Source organism: Pseudomonas sp. URIL14HWK12:I6 (assembly GCF_000514195.1).
Lineage (GTDB): Bacteria > Pseudomonadota > Gammaproteobacteria > Pseudomonadales > Pseudomonadaceae > Aquipseudomonas > Aquipseudomonas putida_A.
On the sequence record NZ_AZVL01000003.1, the window covers coordinates 84824 to 108698 of the forward strand.

Sequence of the window (23875 nt, forward strand, 5' to 3'; positions counted from 1 at the left end):
ATGTCGATCGAAGTGCGTAACGTCAGCAAGAATTTCAATGCGTTCAAGGCGCTGGACAACATCAGCCTGGACATCCAGAGCGGTGAACTGGTGGCGCTGCTTGGCCCGTCCGGTTGTGGCAAGACCACGCTGCTGCGGATCATCGCCGGCCTGGAAACCCCGGATCAGGGCAACATCGTGTTTCACGGCGAAGACGTCTCCGGCCACGATGTGCGTGATCGCAACGTCGGTTTCGTGTTCCAGCACTACGCCTTGTTCCGGCACATGACGGTGTTCGACAACGTCGCGTTCGGCCTGCGCATGAAACCGAAAAACCAGCGCCCGAGCGAAAGCCAGATCGCGACCAAGGTCCACGAACTGCTGAACATGGTGCAACTGGACTGGCTGTCGGATCGCTACCCGGAGCAATTGTCCGGCGGCCAGCGTCAGCGTATCGCCCTGGCCCGTGCCTTGGCGGTGGAACCGAAAGTGCTGCTGCTCGACGAGCCGTTCGGCGCTCTCGACGCCAAGGTGCGTAAAGAGCTGCGCCGCTGGCTCGCGCGGCTGCACGAAGACATCAACCTGACCTCGGTGTTCGTGACCCACGACCAGGAAGAAGCGATGGAAGTCGCCGACCGCATCGTGGTGATGAACAAGGGCGTGATCGAGCAGATCGGCTCACCGGGCGACGTCTACGAAAACCCGGCCAGCGATTTCGTCTATCACTTCCTCGGCGACTCCAACCGCTTGCTGCTCAGCGACGACAACCACGTGCTGTTCCGGCCGCACGAAGTGTCGTTGTCCAAGCATGAACTGGAAGATCACCACGCCGCGGAAGTGCGTGATATCCGCCCATTGGGCGCGACCACGCGGGTGACGTTGAAGGTGGAAGGGCAGACCGATCTGATCGAGGCCGAAGTGGTGAAGGATCACGACAGCCTGATCGGACTGGCCAAGGGTGAAACGCTGTTCTTCAAGCCGAAGGTCTGGCAGAAAGTCGCCAGTCTTTAAGATCAAAAGCTTCGCGAGCAGGCTCGCTCCCACAGGGAAATACATTCCAGATGTGGGAGCGAGCCTGCTCGCGAATGCGGTCTACACAGCTACGCGATTCGGATTGACCCGCACCACCCCCGCCCGCGCCTCGATCTGCGCTTTCAACTCATGGCGCATTCCCAGCAGAAACGCCACTTCGGCCACCACAAACAGCGGCCCGACAATCAACCCGCTGACATCATCGACAAACGCCGGTTTGCGCCCCTCGTAGTGGTGCCCGACAAACTGGATCACCCAGCCAATCACAAACATCGCCAAGCCGCTGCTGAGCCAGACCATCGTGCTCTGCTGCGCCAGTGCATGTCCGGCCCAGACCGAAAGGCCCATCAACAGGCTCATCAGCACGCCCAGCTTCAATTCCAGGCGCAGGTAGAACCACGCCGACGCCAGTGCCAGCAGCACCGCCGGAGATATCCACAAGCCGCCCAGTGACCATTCTGGTCGCGACAGCAACACCGCCACTGCCACCACGATCAGCGGAATGCCGATAAAGTGGCTGGCGATGTTGCGCGGGTCGCGGTGGTAGGCGGCGTATTGACTCAGATGGTCGACGAGGCTTTTCATTGTTGTTCCTCCTGTAGGGTGCGTGCAGCATGCCTCGGGTTCGGCGTTCGCTCTGTCAGGCAGGCGACAATTGGGAGTGATCATGGATAAGCGTTCACGGCTGCTGACCGGGCAATGGTTCAGTCATCTGCCGGCATCCTTTCAGGATAGTCTGTTGGCGGCGGCTCGGGAGCGGCGGCTGACGGCGGGGCAGCGCTTGTTCCAGCGCGGTGATCCGCCCTGCGGGTTGTACGCGGTGCTCGACGGCGCGATCCGGATCGGGGCGGTGAGCGAGCAGGGCAAGGAGGCGTTGCTGAGCCTGGTGGAGGCGCCGCACTGGTTCGGCGAAATCTGCCTGTTCGACGGCCAGCCGCGCACTCACGATGCCTACGCCGTCGGGCCGAGCACACTGTTGAATATCCCGCAGGCCACGCTGCTGAAAATCCTCGACCAACAGCCGGTGTACTGGCGCCATCTGGCGTTGCTGATGAGCCACAAACTGCGCCTGACCTTTATCAATCTCGAACAATTGAGCCTGCTGCCGGCCCCGGCACGCCTGGCGCATCGTTTGCTGATGATCGCCGAGGGCTACGGTGAAATCGATGCGCCACGTCGGGTCCTGCAACTGCCGCAGGAACAGCTGGCGTCGATGTTGTCGTTGTCACGGCAGACCACTAACCAGATCCTCAAGGATCTGCAGGGGCAGGGGATTATCGGGTTGGGGTATGGCGAGATCGAGATTCTCGATGCCGAGCGATTGCGCGCGCTGGCCACAATTTGACGGGCACCTGAGATCCCCTGTGGGAGCGAGCCTGCTCGCGAAAGCGGTGGGTCATTCAACGGTGATGTCGAGTGAACCGACGCCTTCGCGAGCAGGCTCGCTCCCACATTTTTGATCTGTGTTGATTCAGGAGCCGTGATAGGTCGAGAAACCATAAGGGCTGAGCAGCAGCGGGATGTGGTAGTGCTGGCCAGTCTGCTTCACTTGAAAGATCACCGGGATTTCCGGGAAAAACGTCTCGCGCTTGTTCTTCTCGAAATACTCGCCGGTCTTGAACACCACCCGGTATTCGCCCGCTTCGAAAGGCTGTTTGGCCGGGAACAGTTCGGCGATGCGTCCCTGTTCGTTGGTGGTGCCCTGGGCCAGTGGCTGCCAGTTCTGGCCGACGTGTTTTTCCAGCGTCACGTTGACGCCCGGCGAGGGCAGGCCGTTTTCCAGGTTGAGCACGTGCACGCTCAGTGGATTGCCGGCGGCCAGCGCCAGGCTGGAGAAGGCACTCAGGCCGAGTGCGGCGAAGGTCATGCGCAGGGTGGTCATGGTCAGTCTCCTTAGTGGGAACGGGTGAGAGTCAGGCCGGCCTTATCGACGGCCTTGATGGCACAGTTTTCGTCCTGCTCGCCGCCGCCGGAACCGGCCACGCCCATGGCGCCGACCAGTTCATCAGCGGCGAATAACGGGATCCCGCCGCCGAGCAACAGCAGCTCATCGAGGGTGTTGAGGTTGGCGGTTTCCGGATTGCTGCGGGCGCGCTCGGCGAACAGCCGGGTCGGGGTTTTCGTCGACAGCGCGGTGTAGGCCTTGCGCTGGCTGGCAGCGGTGTTGTGCGGGCCGATGCCGTCGCCGCGCAGGGTCACCAGCAAGTTGCCGCCACGGTCGAGCACCGATACCGTGGCGGTGCAATTGCTCAGCGCCGTGTCGGCCAGCAGGCGTGCGGTTTTCAGATCGAGGTCAGCGTGGCGCGGCAGTTCAGGGGCGGCGAAAACACTGACGCTGAGGCCGAGGGCGAGGCTCGCTGCAAGGTATTTGACGGTCATGGACAGGCTCCAAAAACGAAGGACATCACCTTAGCCGCCGCTCTTCGTCAGAACCCCGTCAGTCGGATTACAAGTTTGTAATGGGCAATCGGGCCGAAGGCGCCTAGCCTGTGTGCCTGATCAATCGAGGTGTACCATGCGTTTGCTGGTCGTAGAAGATGAAGCCAAAACCGCGAATTTCCTGGCCAAGGGCCTGGGCGAGTCGGGTTTTGCCGTGGACGTGGCGCTCAATGGTCTCGATGGGCGCTATTTCATCGAGCAGCAGGAATATGACCTGATCATCCTCGACGTGATGCTGCCGGGCCTCAATGGCTGGCAGCTGCTGCAACTGATCCGCCAGCGCGGCGCCACCCCGGTGTTGTTCCTGACCGCCAAGGACGCCATCGAAGACCGCGTGCGCGGCCTCGAACTGGGCGCCGATGATTACCTGCTCAAACCCTTCGCCTTCGCCGAATTGCTCGCGCGCGTGCGCACCCTGCTGCGCCGCGGGCCGCTGCGCGAGGCCGAGTCCTACAGCATCGCCGATCTGGAAATCGACGTGCTACGGCGTCGGGTCAGTCGGGGCGGTCAGCGCATTGCCCTGACCAACAAGGAATTTGCCTTGCTGCAATTGCTCGCCAGCCGTCAGGGCGAAGTGCTGTCGCGCACGCTGATCGCCTCGCAGGTGTGGAACCTGAATTTCGACAGCGACACCAACATGGTCGAAGTTGCAGTGCGCCGCCTGCGGGCCAAGGTCGATGACCCGTACATGCCGAAACTGATCCACACCGTGCGCGGGGTCGGCTATCAGCTGGAGGCGCCCGACGATGCGGTCTAGGTCGATCGCCTGGCGTCTGGCGCTGGCGTTCGCCGTGGTTTGCGCGTTGGTGTTGAGTGCGATCGGTGTGTTTCTCTACCGCTCGCTCGACTCGGAAATCGCCTACCGCGACGACCTCGCGTTGCTCGGCCGTCTGGAGCAGGTGCGCGCCTTGCTCGCCGACAGTGACAGCCTCGGCGCCTTGCAGGCGCGGCCACGTCTCTATCAGAACATGCTCGGTAACCTCGACAGCCTGCTGTTGGTGCGGCGCGCCGATGGCTCGAACGTGATTGCGATCAACCCGCGCCAGCGCGACCTACCGCCATTGAACGCAATCGCACGCGAGCAAACGCCGCAGCGTCGCGACGTGCTGACCTGGCAGGCGCCGGACGGTGCCGAGCTGGCGCTGCTGTCCGGTGACGTCCAAGGGCCGAACGGCGAACCGCTGACGGTGATCGCGGGCAAGGTACTGACCGAACGTGAACAGATGCTCGCCAGTTATCGCTTGCGCCTGTATCTGGCCGTCGGGCTTGGCGCGTTGCTGGCGTTCGCGCTGGGCCTGGTTTTGCTGCGCCGTGGTCTGCAACCGTTGCGCCAGTTAAGCGCGGCGGTGCGTGGCATTGATCTGCGCAGCCTCGACCAGCGTCTGCCCGCCAGTGGCACCCCCGCCGAACTGCTCGAACCGGTGCAGGCGCTCAACGGCATGCTCGCGCGGCTGGACGACAGCGTGCAGCGGCTGTCGCAGTTTTCTGCCGATCTGGCTCACGAGATCCGCACACCGCTGCACACCTTGCTCGCCAGCAACGGCCAGGCGCTGAACCACCCGCGCAGCACGGCGGAGTATCAGGAGCTGCTGGCGTCGAACATGGAAGAGTTCGAACGCCTCAAACGCATGGCCGAGAACCTGATGTTCCTCGCCCGCGCCGAACAGGCGGAGCGCGCGCTCGACTTGCAAACACTGAATCTGCACAGCGTCGGCAGCGAGCTGTGCGATTACTTCGAGGCCCTGGCCGATGACCGCCAGTTGCGACTGGAAAACCGGTTGCACGGCGAACTGCTGGCCGACCAGCAACTGCTGCAACGCGCCCTCGGTAATCTGCTGGCCAACGCGGTGCGTCACGCCGATGAAGGCACGCTGATCAGCCTGCGCCGCCGCGATGAGCCGGGTGTGTGCTGGTTGCAGGTACACAACCACGGCCCGGCGATTGCGCCAGAACATCTGGGCAAACTGTTCGACCGCTTCTATCGCGTCGACCCTTCACGGGCGCAACCTGGGGATTCCGGTGGGCTGGGGCTGGCGATTGTGCAGTCGATCATGCTGTTGCATGGTGGGCGGGTGCGGGTGAGCAGTGATGCGGAGGGCACGGTATTTGGGCTGGGTTTTGTGGTGAATTGAAGGACGCCTTCGCGAGCAGGCTCGCTCCCACATGTGAAACGCATTCCAAATGTGGGAGCGAGCCTGCTCGCGAAGACGTCGGAACTGACGACCCAACCCTGGGGTCAGTCAGCGCAACCCGTCGCGAAACTGCCCCGGCGTCATTCCCGTCCAGCGTTTGAACGCGCGGCTGAAGCTGCTGGTGTCGGCAAACCCCAGCAGGTAACTGACTTCACTCAACGAACACTGCGGATCGCGCAGGTGCAGCAGCGCGAGGTTTTCGCGGCTCTCGTTGAGCAGCGTGTCGAAGCGACAGCCCTCATCCGCCAAGTGCCGTTGCAGGCTGCGCAAGCTCAGGTGCAAGGCCTGGGCGATGCGTTCGGCGCTAGGTTCGCCTTCAGGCAGTTGCTCTTCGATAGCGTCGCGCACCTTGCGCTCCCAGGTCAGCGGTTGGAGCTGGGCCAGGGTGCGCTTGAGCACCGCTTCGTTGTGTTCGGCCAGTTCCGGGTTGGCGTCGTCGAGGTGGCTGTCGAAGTCGGCGAGGGCAAACTCCAGGCGATCTTCGGCGCAGGAGAAATGCACCGGAGCGCGGAACACCTTGTGCCACTGATGCGCATCGGACGGTTCCGGGCGGCGCAGGTACACCGCCAGCGGCGCGTAATCGCGACCCAGGCGATTGCGGCAAGTACGCACGTAGATCGCGGCAAACGCATCGATGGCTTCGAAGGCCGGCGCCGGATTGCCTGACGGAATTTTCAGACGAAACAGATAGCGGTCATCGCTGCGGCTCAGCTCCAGTTCCAATGCATCGCTGACCACCGGGTGATAACGCACGATGCGCTCGAATACCTCACGCAGGCTGCCGCTGGCCACCAGCGCGTAACCCAGCGCATGGAACGTGGTCGGGCTGACGAACCGCGACACTCGCAGACCGATCGCCGGATCGCCGCTGAACTGCACTGCCAGTTGCCACAGGCGCGTGGTGCCGGACAACGGATAACGCGCGTTCGGGTCGTCCATCAACTGCGGATCGAGTCCGGCCTGTTGGCACAGGCCGAGACTGTCCAGCCCCAGCGCATCGAGTTGCTTGCGCAAGGCACGGGTCCAGCTGGCGAGCGAGGTCGGTTCCTTCATGCTGATTGGCGCTTCCGGTCAACAGGTTGGCGTTCACGGCTACCATCAATAAAGCGTTCGCAGGGCAGGATGCGAACATCAATAACCAGAGGATGGAAGCATGGACCGTACTTCTGCAAGTCCCCAGCGACACAATGCTGCTCAGCGATCAGCGCATATTCGCGAAGTGGTGCTGGCCAAGGGCGTCGAGTTGCGTCAGCGCTATCCGATTTTGCAACACCAGGACGCCCTCGGCGCGGGGATTCTGGCCTTCGCCCTGGCCGGGATGATCGGTTCGGCGACGCTGTACATCACGGGTCACATGGCGTGGTGGGTGTGTCTGCTGCTGAATGCGTTTTTCGCGTCCTTGACCCACGAGCTGGAGCACGACCTGATCCACAGCATGTATTTTCGCAAGCAGCGTGTGCCGCACAATTTGATGATGGGCCTGGTCTGGCTGGCGCGGCCGAGCACGATCAACCCGTGGATCCGCCGCCATCTGCACCTCAATCACCACAAGGTCTCCGGCACCGAAACCGATATGGAAGAACGCGCGATCACCAACGGCGAACCGTGGGGTTTTGCGCGGTTGCTGATGGTCGGTGACAACGTGATGTCGGCGTTCATCCGCATGCTGCGGGCCAAGACCTGGGCGCACAAATTCAACATCATCAAACGTACCCTGAAGGTTTACGCGCCGCTGGCGCTGGTGCATTGGGGCGCGTGGTATGTGTTCCTCGGCTTCCATGCGGCGAATGGCATTGCCTACCTTATGGGTTCGCCGATTGAATGGTCGGCGACCACGCTGTCAGTGATGCAGGTGATCGACATCGCGGCAGTGGTGATCATCGGTCCGAACGTGCTGCGCACCTTTTGCCTGCACTTCATCAGCTCGAACATGCATTACTACGGCGACATCGAGGCGGGCAACGTGCTGCAGCAATGCCAGGTGTTGAACCCATGGTGGCTGTGGCCGTTGCAGGCGTTCTGCTTCAACTTCGGCAGCAGCCACGGGATTCATCATTTTGTGGTGAAGGAACCGTTTTACATCCGGCAGATGACCGTGCCGGTGGCACATAAGGTGATGCGCGAGATGGGCGTGCGCTTCAATGATTTCGGCACGTTCGGGCGGGCGAACCGGTTTGTTCGGCGGGATGAAGTGGTAGCGGAGGAGGCGCGTACGGCTCAGGCTTGATGGTGAATTTGCGGGCCTCTTCGCGAGCAAGCCCGCTCCCACAGGGGAACGCATTCCAACTGTGGGAGCGGGCTTGCTCGCGAAGGCGTCGGATCAGGCAACCTCAATCCGGCTGAAACGGCGAAGCACTCAGAATCACCCCGGTCTCCTCCACATATTTCTGCCAATGCCCAATCAAGGTGCTGAGCTTGTCCGGCTGACTCGACGCCAGATCATGAATCTCCCCCGGATCCCTGCTCAGGTCATACAGCTGCCAGGTCGCCGGCCCCACCGGCCCGGGGATCCACACGGCTTTCCACGACCCTTGGCGAATCGCCCGGCGGCCAAACAATTCCCAACCGGTGACGGTGTGCTCGTCATGCACCTGCGCCGTCTCGCCGGACAAAAAGCCCAGCCATGATTTACCGCGCAGCGACGCCACCGGTTTGCCGTGCCATTGCTTGCCCGGATGACGCACGCCGGCCAGATCGAGAATGGTCGGGGTGATGTCCATCACCGTGCCAAAGCCGTGGCTGATCTGCCCTTTGATCGGCAGTTGCGGATAGTGCAGCAGCGCCGGTACGCGAATCCCGCCTTCGGTGGTGAACGCCTTGAACAGCCGTGACGGCGCCGTCGCCACCTGCGCCCAGCTCGGCCCGTACCAGACGTAGGAATTGGCGCGGCCGATGTTGTCGAGGCTGTTGTCGTAATGCTGATTGAGGTAAGTCAGCAGTTCCGGGCCGAACTTGGGGAACGCTTCCAGCAGCGCGCCTTCGGCGCCGTTATCGGACATGAACAGGATGAAGGTGTTATCGAGTTGGCCCTGCTGGCGCAGGTAATCGACCACCCGGCCGATGTTCCAGTCCATGCGCTCGACCATGGCCGCGTAGACCTCCATGGCCCGCGCGGAAATCTGCCGTTGCTCATTACTCAGCGCGTCCCATTGCGCATTCAGTTGAATCAGCGGATGCGGCTCGACATCCGGTTCGATCAGGCCCAGCGCCTTGAGTTTTTCCAGGCGTTCCAGACGCAGGACTTCGGGACCGGCGTCATAGCGGCCACGGTATTTTTCGACTACCTCGGCCGGTGCCTGCAACGGCCAGTGCGGTGCGGAGAAGGGCAGATAAGCGAAGAATGGCCGGCTCTGATCGCGCTCCTTGAGGTACTGCAGCAGCTTGTCGCCGAAGGCGTCCGACGAGTAGAAATCCTTGGGTAATTTGTCGACAAAGGTGTCGTCTTCGATGTACAGCGCCGGAGTCGATTTCAGCAGGCCAGGGGTGTGTTCATCGTAGGTCGGCTCGAAACCATAGTGGTTGGCCGCACCCGGCAGCAACGAAAACGAACGCTCGAAACCGCGGGCCTGCGGCGCCAGTTCAGCAGTCAGGCCGAGGTGCCATTTGCCGCTCATCAAGGTTTGATAACCGGCCTCGCGCAGCAGCTCGGGCAGGGCCACAACGCGGTCGTTGAGATAGCCTTCGTAACCCGGTTTGCCGATCAGCTCCGGGGTCAGCGCTTCGGCCATGGTGCCGATGCCGGCGATGTGGTGGTCGGTGCCGGTCAGCAGCATCGAACGCGTTGGCGAGCAGGTCGGAGCGGTGTGGAAATCGGTCAGGCGCAGGCCATTGTTGGCCAGAGCGTCGAGGTTCGGCGTGGCGATTTCGCCACCGAAGGCGCCGATGTCGGAAAAGCCGAGATCGTCGGCCAGAATCACCAGAAAGTTGGGGCGTTGCGGCATCGAAAAGCTCCTCTCAGCAGGCAATGAACGACAGCGGCAGATCGCGGATCTGGACCGGCAGGCTCGGTTGGTAATGGTCGTCACTGGTCAGTTCGTGCAGCAGCTCTTCGCGCAACTGATGGAAGTCGAAACTGCTGCGCTGACGCGGGTGCGGCAAGGCGATGTCGACCACTTGCTTGATCCGTCCCGGACGCGGCTCCATCACCACCACGCGATCGGCGAGAAAGATCGCTTCTTCGACGTCGTGGGTGACGAGGATCGTGGTGATTTTCGCCCGGTCGCGGATCGCCAGCAGCTCGTCCTGCATTTGCTGACGGGTCAACGCATCGAGCGCGCCGAACGGTTCGTCGAGCAACAGGATCCGTGGGCTGGCGACCAGTCCGCGAGCAATCGCCACGCGCTGGGCCATGCCGCCGGAGAGCTGGTGCGGATAGGCGCGGGTGAAATCGCGCAGGCCGACCAGATCGATGAAATCGTTGATGCGCTGCTGCTTTTCGGCGGTGCTCAGTGGCTCGTTGACCAGGCCCAGACCGATGTTGTCGGCCACGGTCAGCCATGGGAACAGCCGATGCTCCTGAAACACGATGCCGCGCTCGCCGCCGATGCCGCTGACCGCTTTGCCATCGACGCTGATCTGCCCGCGAAACTGCGTATCCAGACCCACCAGCAAACGCAGCAAGGTGGATTTGCCGCAACCGCTGGACCCGACGATGGCGACAAATTCGCCCTCGGCGATGTCGAGGTTGAATTCGCGAATCGCCTCCAGTTCGAAACCGTCGACGTCGAAGGATTTGCCTACATGGGTGAAGCTGACAATCGGTGCGTTCATGCGTGTCTCCAGCGAGTAGCGCGAATTTCCAGGCGTTGGCCGATGAGGTTGAGCAGGGCGCCGGTGAGGCCGACCAGCAGCATCCCGGCCATGATCAGATCCATGCGCAGCAGTTGTTGGGCGCCGATCATCTGGCTGCCGATGCCGCCGTTGGACGGCATGAAATATTCGGCGCCGATGGTGCCGAGCCAGGCGTAGATCAGACTCAGGCGCAGCCCGGCGAAAATCCCCGGCGCCGCACCCGGCAGCACCAGACGACGCAGGCGCTGGCCGAGGCTCAGGCGCAGCACCTGCGCGGCTTCGTTGAGTTGTGGCGAGAGGTTGGCGACGCTGCGCTGGGTGGCGATGAACAGCGGGAAAAACGCGGCGAGGGCGACGAACACCCACTTCGCCAATTCACCCAAACCGAACCACGCGGTGAGCAGCGGCACCCAGGCGAAAATCGCGATTTGGCGGATGGCGGCTAGGGTCGGGCCGAGCAGCCGTTCGCTGGTATGTGAAAGCCCCAAAAGCAAGCCGAGGGCGAAACCGAGTCCGCCGCCCAGCAACAAACCGCCAAGGGTGCGACCGAGGCTCAACGCCATGCCGCTGATCAGCGTGCCGTCGAACAGCCCATTTTTTGTTGTTTCCAGTACCGCCAGCGGGCTGACCAGAATGTTCGCATCGATCCACTGCTGATCGCTCGCCACTTGCCATAAGCCGATCAGGCTCAGGGGCAACAGCCACGGTTGCAGCCTCTGCCAGCCTTGATAGCGCGGGCCACGGCGGATTTCTGCGGTCGCCGGGTGCGGCCAGTGCACCAGTTTGCCGTCGAGAAAACCGATGCCGCGATCCATCGCGACACCGAGCACACCGATGACCACGATGCACACGAACACGATGTCGAGCATGAACAGTTGCCGTGCCCAGACCATCAGGTAGCCGATGCCTTCGCTGGACGCCAACAGCTCCACCGCCAGCAATGAAGTCCAGCCGGCGGCCAGGGCCAGACGCACGCCGGCCATGAACGCCGGCAGCGCGGCAGGCAACACCAGACGCCGGATCAGCAAGTACGACGGCAGGCGCAGTACGGCGGCGGCTTCGCGCAGTTTCGGTTGCGCATCACGAACGCCGACCAGGGTGTGCAGGGTCACCGGCACCACGATGGCCTTGATCAGCACCACCAGTTTCAGCACTTCGCCGATGCCGAAAAACACCATGAACAGCGGAATCCACGCCAGCGTCGGCACCTGTGCCAGACCGGCGAACGTCGGGAAGACCAGGCGTTCGAGGCGACGGCTGAAGCCCAGCGCGGCACCCAGCAGCGCACCAGCTGAGATCCCTGCCAGCAAGCCCCAGAGCAGACGTTGCAGGCTGATCCACAAATGACTCCACAACTCGCCCTGGGACAGTTCGATGGCGCTGTTCCACACCAGCGATGGCGCCGGCAGGATCTGCTCGCTCATCCATTGATTGCGTGCGGCCAGCCACCACACAGCGAACAGGCTGATCGGCAACAGCCATGGCAACAGACGTTGGTTGAGGCTCGGCCACGCGCGCCGGCTTTTCAGAGGTGGCGCGGGCAGCGGCAGGCTGAGCAGGGAATCACGGGCCATGGGTGACCTCCGTTGTCGGGTTGCATGGCGAACCGCTGTGCCTGTGTGGGAGTGGGCTTGCTCACGAAGACGGAGTGTCAGGCACCGATGATGGTGAATGACACGGCCTCTTCGCGAGCACGCCCGCTCCCACAAATGGCTAGCGTGTATGCAAAATCGATCTATAAAAATTCAAATCAATTCTATTGAGAGATAAGCCAGACCATTTAAGGCTTGCAGCGCGACGCGCATCCAATGCATTCGAAGAATATTTTCGATGCTGTTAATGCATACGCCGCTGCAGCCCGCGTGATTTCACGCTTAGCGCTAAAGGCTATAAAAATGTGCATTTATAGTATTTAAGCGAAGGTCATGCTTCGGCCTACTTTCGGCTCCTCAACGCCTGTCGTGATCTAGGAGCCGTACCCATGAACCTTCCCTTCAAACGAGTCTTCAGTCTGTTTGCCATTCCGGCACTGGCGGGCCTGCTGGCGTTTAACGCGCAGGCTGACGAACTCAAGGAAATCAGGATCGCCGTGCCTGACCTGAGCGCCGGCACCCAGCACAGCGGCGGCGGTGTGGTGGACGTGCTGCGTGACCAGCAGATCTTCGAAAAAGCCTTCGCCGATCAGGGCATCAAGATTCAGTGGAGCTTCTTCAAGGGTGCCGGGCCGGTGATCAACGAAGCGTTTGCCAATGGTCAGGTCGATCTGGCATATCTGGGCGACCTTGCGGCGATCATCGGCAAGTCCAATGGCCTCGACACGCGTTTGCTCAGCGCCAGTGCGCGTGGGGTGAAACAGTATCTGGGCGTGGTGCCGGGGTCGGGGATCAAGACACTGCAGGATCTGAAGGGCAAGCGCGTGGCGATCTTCCGTGGCACCGCCACGCAGCTGTCGTTTGATGCGGCGCTGGCCAGTCAGGGCTTGAGCGAGAAGGATCTGAAAGTGATCAATCTCGACTTCAGCGGGGCGGTCGCGGCATTGGCGGCGAAACAGATTGACGCGTCGTGGGGCAGTTCAGGGCTGACGGCGCTGCAAGCCAAGGGGCTGGCGGAATTGCCGCTCAATACCAAGGATCTGGGTGGCGCCGGCAGTGTGCAGTCAGTGCTGGTCGGCACCGGCAAGTTTGTCGACGGGCACCCGGAGGTCGTGGCCAAACTGCTGAAGGCGCAGCAGCAGGCGGTGGAGTGGCTGACCCAGGACAGCAACAAGGACGCTTATGTGCAACTGGTGTCGGGGCTGGCGAGTTATCCACCGGTGATCCTGACCCAGGACCTTCAGGATCAGAAACTCAGCGAAGTGTTCCCGTCGACGCTGGACCCGGTGTTCCTCGGCAAGTTGCAGGACTCGGTAGACCTGGCGGCGCAGCAGAAGCTGATTCGCAAGCCGTTCAAGGTCAGTGATTGGGTGGCGCCTGAACTGGCGGCGGCCAAGCTCTGAATCTCCAGTGTCTGGACGGGCCTTTTCGCGAGCAAGCCCGCTCCCACAGGGATCTTCAGTGAACACAGATTTTGTATTCACAACGATCCCCTGTGGGAGCGGGCTTGCTCGCGAAGGCGTCCTCAAACCGCGACACTGATTGCCTGTTTATCCACCGCCACCAACGTCTCGATCATCTCTCTGGCTGCCGGCGACAAGCGAAATCCTGTGCGACTGACAATCCCGCAGCGCGCGTTCATGCTCTCCAGATTCTGCGGCAGATTGCGCCAGTGCAGCAGCGCCAGTGAACCCTGGGCAATGTCCTCGTAAAACGCTTCTTCCGTACCGATGCCGATGGCATTCGATTGCAGCACCACTTTCACCAGCGCCGGGAAATGCTCGGTCTCGATGGTCGGGGAAAAATCGATCCGGCCGCTGAGGTTCGCCAGCAGTTTGCGAATCCCTGGCGGGATCAGCGTGGTCGCCAGCGGGTAGTCGAACATGTCGTTGGTCGACAGGCTTTCCTTGGCCAGCAGCGGATGCCCGGGTCGGCAGAAAAACACCCCGCGCTTGGGCGTCAGGGCCTGGGTCTGGAAGTTCGGGTCGGCTTCGAAGTGGCGGATGTCGGCGATGAAGAATTCGATCTCTTCACGGCTCAGCGCACGGCTGAGTTTTTCCCAGTTATCCACCTGAAAACAGGTGCGCACTTTCGGGTGCGCGTTGATGAATTGCGCCACCGCGTCCGGCACCAGTTTCACCGCCGGGGCCGGGCCGCAGCCGAAGTGCAGTTCTCCGGCATCGAGCTTGGTCATCTGCGTCACTTCCGCGCTGAGCAGCGCCGCGCCTTGCACCAGGGTCAGGGCGTGTTGCAGCACCACCTGGCCTTCGGGTGTCGGGCGCAGATCCTTGTTGCCGCGATCCACCAGCACGCAGCCAAACTCCTGCTCCAGCCCTTGAATGCTGCGGCTGAACGCCGGTTGAGTGATGCCCATCGCGTCCGCCGCACGGACAAAACTGCGGTGTTCGTTGAGGGCGATGAAGTAGCGCAACTGGCGAAGATCCATATGCTTTTCCGGCATCCTAAAAATAGCTCGAAGGCATTTGCGACGAGGGTTGCTTGAGGTTTTAAATGCAAGCTCTTATTCCGTCAACGAAGCATGTGAATATCTATTAGATGTAAATGGAATATAGATAGAGCGATGTTTCGCTGCCGCCTAACTGCAAGCAGTCGATGAGGGTCTACCCATGAGCAATGCCGCACTCGCTGTAAAACCTGCTGTCCACGCGTTGGAAATCCATCCGGTGGCCGGCCGTATCGGCGCCGAGATTCGTGGCGTGCACCTGTCCGGTGAACTGGACGCCGCCACGGTCGAAGCCATTCAGCAAGCGCTGATCCAGTACAAGGTGGTGTTCTTCCGCGAGCAGACCCAGCTCGACGATCAGCGCCAGGAAGCCTTCGCCCATCTGCTCGGCGAGCCGGTGGCGCATCCGACCGTACCGGTGCGTGAAGGCACGCGTTATCTGCTGGAGCTGGACGGGGCCGAAGGCCAGCGCGCCAACTCCTGGCACACTGACGTGACCTTCGTCGACGCCTACCCGAAAGCCTCGATCCTGCGCTCGGTGGTGGCGCCGGCCTTCGGTGGCGACACGCTGTGGGCCAACACCGCGACCGCCTACAACGAACTTCCGAGCGAGCTGCGTGAGCTGGCGGACAAACTGGTCGCCGTGCACAGCAATGAATACGACTACGCCGGGGCCAAGCCGGACGTGTCGGCGGAGAAGTTGGAGCGCTATCGCAAGGTCTTCACCTCGACTGTCTACGAGACCGAGCATCCGGTGGTGCGTGTGCATCCGATCAGCGGCGAGAAAAGTTTGTTGCTGGGGCACTTCGTCAAACGCATCAAGGGGTATTCGCAAGCCGATTCGGCGCACCTGTTCGGCCTGTTGCAGAGCCATGTGATTCGTCAGGAAAACACCGTGCGCTGGCGCTGGAAGGCGGGTGATGTGGCGATCTGGGATAACCGTTCGACCCAGCATTATGCGATTGATGATTACGGCACTCAGGATCGTATCGTGCGGCGGGTGACGCTCAAGGGTGAGGTGCCGGTTGGGGCATCGGGGCAGCGTAGTCAAACCATCAAAGGGCTTGATATCGGCGGCGTTTGATCGGGCCCTTTCGCGAGCAGGCTCGCTCCCACATTGGAAGTGTGTTGAACACAATGGATGTGAACAACATATGGCCCTGTGGGAGCGAGCCTGCTCGCGAAGCTTTTAATTCACCAAACGCCAATCTGCACGACCTTCTCGGTCTCCGGCTCGCCATAGCGAAACCGCTGTCCACGCAAATCAATCTCCTGATGACTGATCGTGGTCCGCCGCTTCAAGCCGCGTACCCACTCGAACAGATATCCCGCATGCTCCTCGCGCACTGCAGCGTAATCAGGATCATCACCCAGATCGCGCAACTCCTGCGGATCATTCAGCAGATCAAACAACTGCGGCCGGAAGCCGTCGTACGCCAGGTATTTCCAGCGCTCGCTGCGCACCATGGTCATGCGGCAACGGTCGATCGGCTGGCCAAGTCGCTCGCGTGCCGGGGCCTGAAAGGCGTAGTCGTATTCGCTGATGGCGTAGCGGCGCCAGTCGGGATTTTCCCCGTGCAACAGCGGGATCAGCGAGTGTCCTTCCAGCCGATGCTCGGCGCCCGCAAGGCCCAGCGCCTGGAGAAACGTTGGCAAGGCATCAATGGTTTCCGCCAGCCGCTCATCCACCGTGCCCCGAGTGATGTCCGCCGCGGCGCGCGGGTCGCGCACGATCAGGGGCACGCCCACTGCCTGTTCCAGCAAAAACTCCTTCTCGCCCAGCCAGTGGTCGCCGAGAAAGTCGCCGTGATCGCTGGTGAACACGATCAAGGTGTCATCCCAACGACCGTTGCTCTGCAGAAAATCGAACAGCCGCCCGAGCTGATCATCCACTTGCTTGATCAGGCCCATGTAGGTGGGGATTACATTCAATCGTACTGAATCACGGGAGAAGTTGAGGCTTTCCTCATGCTGGCGAAACGCCGCGTATACGGGGTGTTTGCTCGCTTCGGAGGGCGTCGCGCGGACCGGTTCGAGAATCGATTTCGTACTGTACAAGGCGTGGTATGGCGCCGGTACGATGTAGGGCCAGTGCGGTTTGATGTAGGAGAGGTGTAAACACCAGGATTTCTCACCTTGCTCGGTGATGAAGTCGATGGCTCGATTTGTAGTGTAGACAGTCTCTGAGAACTGCTCGGGAATTCGCGCTGGCAAATGCGCATGACGCATCTGCCAGCCGCTGAGGATTTCGCCGTTCTCGCCTTCGGCGGCGTTGGCCCAGTCGTGCCAGGGGTTGCGCCCGTCGAAGCCCTGCTCGCGCAGGTAATGGGTGTAGGGCGCGGATTCGCGCTTGTCGTCGAACAGTGGGGCGTCGGGGAAGATCCCGTCGTGGCGAAAGTACGGCTCGAAACCGACCTCGTTGAGCACCTCGGCCTGCGCGCTGTCCGGGTTGATCGCCAGACGCTGCAAGGCGTCGACATTGGCCGTGGCGTGGGTCTTGCCGACCAGCGCGGTGCGAATACCGTGGGGGCGCAGGTAGTCGCCAATCGTCAGCTCTTCCAGCGGCAATGGCACGGCGTTCCACGCGACCTGATGGCTGCTGACGTAGCGCCCGGTGTAGGCCGACATCCGCGACGGGCCGCAGATCGTGCCCTGGGTGTAGGCACGGCTGAAGCGCACGCCGGCGGCGGCCAGGCGATCGATGTTCGGCGTGTGCAGATGCGGATGGCCGTAGCAGGACAGGTAATCGCGGCGCAGCTGATCGCACATGATGTACAGCACATTGCGCACAGGGTTTTGCGGGTTGGACATGGGGTTCACCGGTCAGAAAAGACAGGCGAGGGTTGTCGCTTTCGGCAGGGGTGTTCGGCAAGTGCATTTGGGGAATGGGTTTTATGCGGGGATTGCATTGGCGCCTGTAACGGCCTCTTCGCGAGCAGGCTCGCTCCCACAGTGGATTGTGGTGAGCGCAGAATTTGTGATCGACGCTAACTCTGTGGGAGCGAGCCTGCTCGCGAAGGCGGTGGATCAGACTGCAAAATTCTCCAGCGAACACACCTCCTCATCCACCGCATCAATCGCCTTGATCTGCTCAATCATCGCCTCGGCCAGCGGCGACAAGCGATACCCCGCCCGACTGACAATCCCATAGCGGGTGTACAGCTCTTCCAGATCATCCGCCAGGCCGTCGATCCGCAAACACACCAGCTCACCCTTGGCCTGATGCAGCGCATCTGAATACGCCCCGACAATGCCGATCGCATCCGAACGCAGCACCACGCTGAGCAGGCTCGAGCTGTTTTCGCATTCCACATTCGGCGTGAAATCCGGGCGGCCGCTGAGGTCGACGATGACCTTGCGCAAGTTCGGCGGACGAATGCTCACTGCCAGTGGATAGCTCATCAATTGCTCGGCCGAAACCCGTTCAAATGCCGCTAACGGATGCCCGGCACGGCAACAGAAATGCCATTTGCGCGGCCGCAAGCGGTACGTCAGGTAATCCGGATCGGCCTCGAAGTGTCGAGTGTCGGCGACGAAGAACTCGAACTCCTCGCTGAGCAGGCGTTTGCTCAGGCTCTGCCAGTCATCGACCTGAAATTGCACCCGCGCTTTCGGGTAGCGCCCGATGAACGCGCCGATCGCGCGCGGGATCAATCCGGCCGCCGGCGCCGGGCCGCAACCGAAGCGCAACTCGCCCGCCTCCAGACCATTGAACTGACTGATCTCGTTGGCCATCTGCTGCGCGCCGCTGACCAGTCGCCGTGCATGTTCGAGCAGCACCTGACCCTGCTTGGTCGGCGGCAGATCCTTGCGCCCGCGATCGACCAACTGACAGCCGACGCTGTGTTCCAGCGCCTGAATGCTGCGGCTGAACGCCGACTGCGACAGGTTCACCGCCTGCGCGCCGGCGACGAAGCTGCGTTGTTCGGCGAGGGCGATGAAGTGACGAAGTTGGCGCAAGTCGATATGCATTTTTCACATAAAAAATATCCGGGAAATGCATTGGATATGCATTAGGTCGACTCCTTATAAAGGCAATCTCTTATGCAGTAAATATTTGTAAATCCATAAATAAATAACCGAAAAGAATATGCAGCGCTGAAGATGTCTGTGTGTTTTTTGACCAGGAGCCGCGCCATGAGTCCGTTGAACCTTGCGTCACCCTTAACGCCACGACGGCTCAAACGCCTGCCTCTGGCCCTGTTGCTGGCGGGGAGTGCCAGCTGGACTCACAGCTACGCCGCCGACGCCGAGACCCCGCCGCCAGCTCCCGCCGGTAAACCCGCGGCCAACAGCTCGCAGCTGGAAACCGTGACCGTTACCACCCGCCGGCGCGAAGAAAGCTCGCAAAACGTGCCGACGCCAATGAGCGTGGTCAGCGGTCAGAATCTGGAGACGCAGCGGGTCTACCGGATTCAGGATTTGCAGCAACTGGTGCCGAGCGTCAACGTCGCCTACATGCACGCGCGCCAGTCCAGCGTGTCGATTCGCGGCCTGGGCAACAACCCGGCCAGTGACGGCCTGGAAGGCAGTGTCGGTCTGTACATCGACAACGTGTATCTGGGCCGTCCGGGGATGGCGGTGTTCGACCTGATGGACATCGAACAGCTCGAAGTCCTGCGCGGGCCACAGGGCACACTATTCGGCAAGAACACCACCGCTGGGGTGATCAACATCAGCACCCGCGCACCGACGTTCACCCCTGAGCGCAGCATCGAAACCTCGTTCGGCGAGGACGGTTATTTCCAGACCAAGGGCACCATTTCCGGGCCGCTCAACGATGAACTGGCCGGACGTTTTTCGGCCTATCGCACCCGTAGCGATGGCGACATCAAGAACGAATACAACGGTCATGAGCTGAACGGTGGCTCGCGCGATGGCTTCCGTGCGCAGTTGCTGTTCAAGCCCAACGAAGACTTCAACCTGCGCTGGATCGGCGATTACAACGAAGAGGATTCCAGCGCCGGCACCCGCGTGCTGTACAACACCGGGCCGACCATCAACGGCGTCAATCTCTACCAATCGCGGGCCAATGCCGCCGGTGCGACGCTGGTCAATGGCTCGCACCGCAAGGTCAATCTGGACAACAACCAGCACGTCACCGTGCATCAGGGCGGTACGTCGGTAGAGGCCAACTGGACGTTGCCGAGCGATTTCACCCTGACCTCGATCAGTTCGTATCGCTTCTGGAATTTCACCCCGGCCAACGACGATGGTCTCAACGTCGCGGCGACTTACAACGCCGGGGTTTCGGTCGAAGACAAACAGTACTCGCAGGAATTCCGCCTGGCCTCGCCCAAGGGCGAGTTCTTCGACTACGTGGTGGGCGCGTACTACTTCGGCTCGGATCTGGACAACAAATCCTTCGCCTATTACGGCCCGCAGGCCGACATCTGGAACGGCACGCCACGCGGTGCGCTGGCCAACGTCGGCAGCGTCGGCAACGGCCACATCAAGACCGACAGTTTCGCCCTGTTCGCCCAAGGCACCTGGCACCTCACTGAGCGCCTGGACTTCACCGCCGGGGTGCGCGGCACCTATGAAGAGAAGAACGCCTGGGTCACTCGCGATGCGCCGGTCGGTGGCGCCACTGTCACCGGCGCAGCGGCCACGGCACGCCGCGGACGCACTGGCGCCTACGATTCCGGCGATCTCAATCAGTACAGTTCCAGCCCCTCTGGGTTGCTCAACCTCAGCTATCGCTTCACCGATGATCTGCTCGGTTACGCCACGCTGTCCCACGGCGAAAAATCCGGTGGGGTGAACCTCGCAGTGGGTTCGGCGCCAACCGCCGGCGCCGACTCGCTGCTGATCGGCACCGAACGCGCGAACAACGCCGAACTCGGTTTCAAAAGCACCTTGTGGGACCGGCGTCTGCAGCTCAACGCCAACGTTTTCTGGACTCAGGTCAACGCCTATCAGACCAACGCCTACGACGACCTCAACCGCGTGCAATACCTGACCAACGCCGGCTCGGTGCGCTCGCGCGGCGTCGAATTTGAAAGCACGGTGATCCCGTTGCGCGGCCTGACCCTGAACTTCAACGGCTCGTACAACGACGTCAGCTACCTCTCGTACAAAGATGCACCGTGCCCGCCGGAAGTCAGCCAGGCACCGGGCGCACCGGCCTCTTGCGACCTCAGCGGCCACCAGGTGGTCGGCGCGTCGAAATGGATCGGCAACGCCAACGGCAAATACGAATGGAATCTGGCCAACGGTCTGCAACCCTACGTCACCGGCAGTTACGCGTTCCGCTCCAAAGCGGTGGGCACGGTCGAGGATTCCGATTACGGGCAGATCCCGAGCTACGCAGTGGTCAACCTGTCCACCGGTCTGCGCGGCGATTTCAATCAGGGCCAGTGGGACGTTTCGCTGTGGCTGAAAAACGCCTTCGACAAGACCTACTACACGACCCTGTGGACCGGCGGCAACGGCGGTTATGAAGGCCTGCTCGGTACGCCGCGCACCCTTGGCGTTACCGGTCGCTACGACTTCTGATCTGTCATTCAAGGAGCTGCATCATGTTGCCAGGCAAAACCGCTTTAGCGCTGTTGTTATCCGGCGCAGCGTTGAGTACCACGGTGTTCGCCGCACCCAGCGTGTACCCGACCGGCGTCACCCGTTACGACCCGGACAAGGCGTTCAATCAGTACGTGATCTTCAGTGGCGCCGACAAGCAGACGCACCTGATCGACATGAACGGCAACGAGGTGAAAACCTGGCCGCAGGCGGGGTTTCCGTCGGCGATCATCGACCCGCAACTGGTCGGCGGCGAGCGCGGGCATGTGCTGTTGCAACTGAGCGACAAGGATCCGGGCAAGCTCGGCTCCGCCGGTAACGGCCTGGGCAATCAGAGCGTCGGCGAGCTGGACTGGAACGGCAAAGTGGTTTGGCAGTGGGGCGACAAGGCGCCCGGCGGCGCAGCGCAGCAACACCATGATCAGCGGCGCCTGAGCAACGGCAACACCGTGGTGCTGGCGAACAAGGTGCATAAGGTCAAAGGCTTCAAAGTCCCAGAGGTGATCGACGATGCAATCTATGAAGTCAGCCCCGACGGGCAGGTGAAATGGCAGTGGCTGGCCTCGGAACACCTGAACGAATTCGGCTTCACCCAGGAGCAACTGAAGCTGGTGCGCGCCAGCGACAACCCGGATTACCTGCACATCAACAACCTCAGCGTGGTCGGGCCGAACAAGTGGTTCGATGCCGGGGACAAGCGCTTCAATCCAGACAACCTGTTGCTCGATTCACGCAACGCCAACTTCATCGCAATCATCGACAAACACAGCGGCAAAGTGGTCTGGCGCCTCGGCCCGAACCTGCCGCTGATCAACCCGAAAACCGCACAGAAACTGCCGCGTCCGGTGGATCAATTTGTCGGCCAGCACGACGCGCACATCATCCCTGTCGGGCTGCCCGGTGCGGGCAACCTGCTGGTGTTCGACAACCAGGGTTCGGCGGGGTATCCGAACGTCACCCTCGGGCTGATTTCCGGCTCGCGAGTGCTGGAAATCGACCCGCAGAAAAATGAAATCGTCTGGCAGTACAGCGCGGCGAATTCGAAGCAGCCGGGGTGGGCGTTCTATAGCTCGTTCATCAGCAGCGCGCGACGTTTGCCCAACGGCAATACGCTGATCGACGAAGGCATGAATGGGCGCTTTTTCCAGGTCACGGCCGGCGGCGAAAACGTCTGGGAATACGTCAGTCCTTATCTGGGTAAAGCACCGGGCAGCGACGCGATCAGCAACTGGGTCTATCGGGCGTTGCCCGTGAGTTACGACTGGGTGCCGAAGGGTACGCCGCGCTCCGAGACCGCCGTGATTGCCCCGACATCGGCAGTGCAGCAGACCAGTGCCAGTCGTTAGTTGAAAAGGAATTAATGCTCGAATGAATGGCGATAAGTTATGTGCGGTTTGAATACTGCTTATTGCAATTTCGTTGAAAAGTCGCGTGGACAATAAGTGAATGGCCAACCATCCTGAGTGTCGTGAGTTTCCAGGAGGAAACTTGCTCTCATCGGAAGACACTTATCCAACGATAAAGGAAATCACGTTATGTCGAGCATTAATGGCAATTATGTAAACGCTAACGCTGGCGCCAAACTGACGATTACCGATGGCAACGATTCCAACGGCACCTTCAGCGGCAAGTTCAGTCAGAACGGCGTGAACTACGACATCGCTTACGGGCATTACCATTTCCAGAACAGCACCGGGCAGCCTACGATCATCACCTTCGCGGCTCTGAATGACGGCACCGGTTATCAATCCTGGACGCTGTTCTCGCCGGATCACAACTACTCAAAAGTTCGTGCGGTGGGTTCGCGTACCAACTTTGATGGTGATGTTGTTGGCCTGGCTGGAGAGTTTGTTAAACAGTAATTTTGTGTCACAAAAAAGCCGTCATGCTATTGAGCCTGGCGGCTTTTTTCTTACATGAAATAAGTCATTTTCATGTTGGTTGTGTTTCCTGTGGATGACAGCGTTTTCTGGCGTCTGATTCTAAGCTCGTGGTGAACTCAATCATTCGAGCAGGACGCTTACATGCAAAACGCGCTTTATTCCAACACCCTCGATGGGCCCTCTCTGACCATTGTCGATTCCGATGACCGCACCGGGGGCTTCGCCGGCACGTTGCATCACCAGGGCATCAACTACGGCATTGTCAGTGGCCGTTATGCCAGCCTCAACGGCTACCAGCCGCCAACCGTGGTCACGCTGATTGCCAATAACCAGGATCACGGTTATTTCGCCCTGACCCTGTTCTCGCCAAGTCGCGGCACTCACGAATTGCAGGGGCACTGCGTGCGCGTTACTTATGACGGCGTGGTCAGCAGCCTGCCGGGCGACTTCGTTCGCCACCCATGAGGCGCAGCCAGCGCCAGATTTCTTCTCAAACACAAGCAAGGATGCTGCACATGTCCACGATCAATGGCGTTTATCGTCATGAACCTTCAGATACAACCTTGACCCTGACCGAGGGCGATGACCGCACCGGCAGTTTCACCGGCACGTTGTCCGTGTCCGGCACCGATTACCCGATCGCATTTGGCAATTTTCATTTCAGGCATGGCTTTTCAACAGGCCCGGTCGCTATCTCTTTCAATACGCTGACGGCCGATGGCACGGCGCATGCCTGGGTGATGTTCTCGCCCGATCAGGCCTACACACGCTTGCGGGCAATGGGCAGCGCGGCGGACATGATGGGCAACACCGGGTTGAATGGCCTGGAATTCATCCGGCAAAACCGCTGAAGAAGCGCGAAATGAGCGGGTTTCGCATGCCTTCGCCGAATATTTTTCATGCTTGAAAAGCATTGTAAATTCAGCCCTCGGCGCCAGGCCTTGCAGGCCGTGGCTTCGCGACAATCTGCGAAAACTGATATTC

Annotated in this window: 22 protein-coding genes and 1 pseudogene; 12 read left to right on the forward strand and 11 right to left on the reverse strand. The window is 61.0% G+C overall.

Translation table 11 applies throughout. The features are described from left to right. A complete protein-coding gene (locus tag H043_RS0106350) occupies positions 1-990 on the forward strand; it encodes a sulfate/molybdate ABC transporter ATP-binding protein (RefSeq protein WP_027611148.1) in 990 nt (329 codons plus the stop codon). A gap of 81 nt (positions 991-1071) precedes the next feature. Here the strand turns inward: H043_RS0106350 and H043_RS0106355 are convergent, their stop codons facing one another. Continuing rightward, the gene (locus H043_RS0106355) at positions 1072-1596 is read right to left on the reverse strand and encodes a DUF962 domain-containing protein (RefSeq protein WP_027611149.1); all 525 of its coding nucleotides are present in this window, start codon (positions 1594-1596) and stop codon (positions 1072-1074) included. 82 nt (positions 1597-1678) lie between these two features. On the opposite strand from H043_RS0106355, the gene H043_RS0106360 reads away from it, so the two are divergent. Beyond that, positions 1679-2356, forward strand: a complete 678-nt coding sequence (locus H043_RS0106360) for a Crp/Fnr family transcriptional regulator (RefSeq protein ID WP_027611150.1) — start codon at positions 1679-1681, stop codon at positions 2354-2356. Between the two features lie 5 nt (positions 2357-2361). Here H043_RS0106360 and H043_RS30625 read toward each other — a convergent pair. The 3 genes and pseudogenes from H043_RS30625 to H043_RS0106370 all read right to left on the reverse strand — a co-directional run. Beyond that, positions 2362-2511 (reverse strand): annotated as a pseudogene (locus H043_RS30625) (DUF4381 domain-containing protein); the annotation flags it as partial. After that, positions 2483-2893 carry a hydroxyisourate hydrolase gene (gene uraH / locus H043_RS0106365; protein ID WP_027611151.1) on the reverse strand — a complete coding sequence of 137 codons (411 nt, stop codon included), beginning with the start codon at positions 2891-2893 and terminating at the stop codon, positions 2483-2485. The gene uraH and the pseudogene H043_RS30625, both read right to left, overlap by 29 nt. Before the next feature lie 11 nt (positions 2894-2904). Next, positions 2905-3390, reverse strand: coding sequence for a heme-binding protein (locus tag H043_RS0106370; RefSeq protein ID WP_027611152.1), 486 nt, complete (start codon positions 3388-3390; stop codon positions 2905-2907). Positions 3391-3526: 136 nt separating this feature from the next. On the opposite strand from H043_RS0106370, the gene H043_RS0106375 reads away from it, so the two are divergent. Both H043_RS0106375 and H043_RS0106380 read left to right on the forward strand, forming a co-directional pair. After that, the gene (locus H043_RS0106375) at positions 3527-4207 is read left to right on the forward strand and encodes a heavy metal response regulator transcription factor (protein WP_027611153.1); all 681 of its coding nucleotides are present in this window, start codon (positions 3527-3529) and stop codon (positions 4205-4207) included. Then, positions 4197-5582 carry a heavy metal sensor histidine kinase gene (locus tag H043_RS0106380; protein ID WP_027611154.1) on the forward strand — a complete coding sequence of 462 codons (1386 nt, stop codon included), beginning with the start codon at positions 4197-4199 and terminating at the stop codon, positions 5580-5582. The genes H043_RS0106375 and H043_RS0106380 overlap by 11 nt, the downstream gene beginning before the upstream one ends. 108 nt (positions 5583-5690) lie before the next feature. Here the strand turns inward: H043_RS0106380 and H043_RS0106385 are convergent, their stop codons facing one another. Continuing rightward, positions 5691-6695: an AraC family transcriptional regulator gene (locus H043_RS0106385; protein ID WP_027611155.1), complete on the reverse strand. Its 1005-nt coding sequence runs from the start codon at positions 6693-6695 to the stop codon at positions 5691-5693. 100 nt (positions 6696-6795) lie between these two features. On the opposite strand from H043_RS0106385, the gene H043_RS0106390 reads away from it, so the two are divergent. After that, the gene (locus tag H043_RS0106390; RefSeq protein WP_027611156.1) at positions 6796-7869 is read left to right on the forward strand and encodes a fatty acid desaturase; all 1074 of its coding nucleotides are present in this window, start codon (positions 6796-6798) and stop codon (positions 7867-7869) included. A gap of 103 nt (positions 7870-7972) precedes the next feature. On the opposite strand, the gene H043_RS0106395 is transcribed toward H043_RS0106390, so the two are convergent. From H043_RS0106395 to H043_RS0106405, 3 genes are read right to left on the reverse strand one after another with little or no spacing between them, the layout of a single operon-like run. Further along, a complete protein-coding gene (locus H043_RS0106395) occupies positions 7973-9583 on the reverse strand; it encodes an arylsulfatase (RefSeq protein WP_027611157.1) in 1611 nt (536 codons plus the stop codon). A gap of 13 nt (positions 9584-9596) precedes the next feature. Further along, a complete protein-coding gene (locus H043_RS0106400) occupies positions 9597-10412 on the reverse strand; it encodes an ABC transporter ATP-binding protein (protein ID WP_027611158.1) in 816 nt (271 codons plus the stop codon). Further along, complete coding sequence (locus tag H043_RS0106405; RefSeq protein WP_027611159.1) at positions 10409-12007, reverse strand: ABC transporter permease; 1599 nt, start codon at positions 12005-12007, stop codon at positions 10409-10411. The genes H043_RS0106400 and H043_RS0106405 overlap by 4 nt, the downstream gene beginning before the upstream one ends. 407 nt (positions 12008-12414) lie before the next feature. Here H043_RS0106405 and H043_RS0106410 point away from each other — a divergent pair, with 407 nt between their 5' ends. Beyond that, positions 12415-13428 carry an ABC transporter substrate-binding protein gene (locus H043_RS0106410; protein ID WP_027611160.1) on the forward strand — a complete coding sequence of 338 codons (1014 nt, stop codon included), beginning with the start codon at positions 12415-12417 and terminating at the stop codon, positions 13426-13428. A 122-nt stretch (positions 13429-13550) separates the two neighbouring features. Here the strand turns inward: H043_RS0106410 and H043_RS0106415 are convergent, their stop codons facing one another. Next, positions 13551-14471, reverse strand: a complete 921-nt coding sequence (locus tag H043_RS0106415; protein WP_027611161.1) for a LysR family transcriptional regulator — start codon at positions 14469-14471, stop codon at positions 13551-13553. A gap of 181 nt (positions 14472-14652) precedes the next feature. Between H043_RS0106415 and H043_RS0106420 the strand changes: the two genes are divergently transcribed. Then, on the forward strand, positions 14653-15573 hold the full coding sequence (locus tag H043_RS0106420) for a TauD/TfdA family dioxygenase (protein WP_027611162.1): 921 nt from the start codon (positions 14653-14655) through the stop codon (positions 15571-15573). 110 nt (positions 15574-15683) lie between these two features. Here the strand turns inward: H043_RS0106420 and H043_RS0106425 are convergent, their stop codons facing one another. Then, complete coding sequence (locus H043_RS0106425; protein WP_027611163.1) at positions 15684-17300, reverse strand: alkaline phosphatase family protein; 1617 nt, start codon at positions 17298-17300, stop codon at positions 15684-15686. A gap of 216 nt (positions 17301-17516) precedes the next feature. After that, positions 17517-18461, reverse strand: coding sequence for a LysR family transcriptional regulator (locus H043_RS0106430; RefSeq protein WP_027611164.1), 945 nt, complete (start codon positions 18459-18461; stop codon positions 17517-17519). 165 nt (positions 18462-18626) lie between these two features. Between H043_RS0106430 and H043_RS0106435 the strand changes: the two genes are divergently transcribed. The 5 genes from H043_RS0106435 to H043_RS0106455 all read left to right on the forward strand — a co-directional run bounded on the left by H043_RS0106435 (position 18627) and on the right by H043_RS0106455 (position 23742). Then, positions 18627-20987 (forward strand): TonB-dependent receptor, encoded by a 2361-nt coding sequence (locus tag H043_RS0106435; protein ID WP_027611165.1) that lies wholly within the window; start codon positions 18627-18629, stop codon positions 20985-20987. Between the two features lie 23 nt (positions 20988-21010). Next, the gene (locus tag H043_RS0106440; RefSeq protein WP_027611166.1) at positions 21011-22354 is read left to right on the forward strand and encodes an aryl-sulfate sulfotransferase; all 1344 of its coding nucleotides are present in this window, start codon (positions 21011-21013) and stop codon (positions 22352-22354) included. Between the two features lie 189 nt (positions 22355-22543). Beyond that, positions 22544-22870 carry a hypothetical protein gene (locus H043_RS0106445; RefSeq protein WP_007952780.1) on the forward strand — a complete coding sequence of 109 codons (327 nt, stop codon included), beginning with the start codon at positions 22544-22546 and terminating at the stop codon, positions 22868-22870. Between the two features lie 162 nt (positions 22871-23032). Then, on the forward strand, positions 23033-23356 hold the full coding sequence (locus tag H043_RS0106450; protein WP_027611167.1) for a hypothetical protein: 324 nt from the start codon (positions 23033-23035) through the stop codon (positions 23354-23356). 50 nt (positions 23357-23406) lie between these two features. After that, complete coding sequence (locus tag H043_RS0106455; RefSeq protein WP_027611168.1) at positions 23407-23742, forward strand: hypothetical protein; 336 nt, start codon at positions 23407-23409, stop codon at positions 23740-23742. Positions 23743-23875: the final 133 nt, after the last annotated feature.